Here is a 753-nt window from a genome sequence, read left to right as displayed (position 1 = left end):
AACTCATCGGCAAAACCACCCCGCCGGACGATCTACACCCCAGACTGCCGCCCACGACCAGCACGAGCACCCCGAAACGGGGTCACGCCACCCCTGTTGACCAGCCACTTCAAGATGGCGCAGCCACCTGTACTGCGCGCCGCCTCGACGTTGTCCGAGAAGTCATCAACGAAGAGGCAGTCCTCAGGGACGCGGTGCGCGACTACGTCGTGAGGCATCTGGGCGATCCGGAAGCGTCGCTGGTCATCGGCGACACCCAGGCGCAGAAGAAGGGCGCCATGTCGGTCGGGGTAGCCTTCCGGCACTGCGGGCTGGACGGGGATGTCCGCAACTGCCAGACCATGGTCATGCTCACCTACGCCACCGGGGCCGGGCACGCGTTCATCGACCGCCGCCTGTATCTGCCCAAGGAGTGGACGCAGGACCGGGAGCGGTGCCGCGCGGCTGGCATCCGCGACGACGTCGCCTTCGCCACCAAGCCCGGGCAGGCCATCGCCATGCTTGAGCAGGCGGTCGCCGCCCAGGTGCCGTTCGCCTGGGTGCTGGCCGATGCCGGCTACGGCCGCGACCCGCAGTTGCGGGCGTGGTGCCACGAACAGAAGCTGCCCTACGTGTTCGGCGTCCCCGTCGACCTGCCGCTTCACGGCGCGCCCGGCAAGAAGCGCCAGCCGGCCGTGAAGCGAGCCGAGGACCTCCTTCACTACGCGAAGGCCCGTGACCAGTGGGAACGTCGCTCCTGCGGCTTCGGCTCCC

Annotated in this window: 1 protein-coding gene; it reads left to right on the top strand. The window is 68.8% G+C overall.

Annotated elements, in window-relative coordinates; genetic code table 11:
* Positions 1–194 precede the first annotated feature (194 nt).
* Positions 195–753: IS701 family transposase (locus tag QMK24_RS41380; RefSeq protein ID WP_283472074.1), on the top strand; the 559-nt coding region annotated here is incomplete at its 3' end.

This window comes from Streptomyces sp. PH10-H1 (assembly GCF_030063355.1).
Taxonomy (GTDB): Bacteria; Actinomycetota; Actinomycetes; order Streptomycetales; family Streptomycetaceae; genus Actinacidiphila.
Note: the sequence above shows the minus strand (reverse complement) of the source record. Positions and strands in the feature narration are given on the sequence as shown.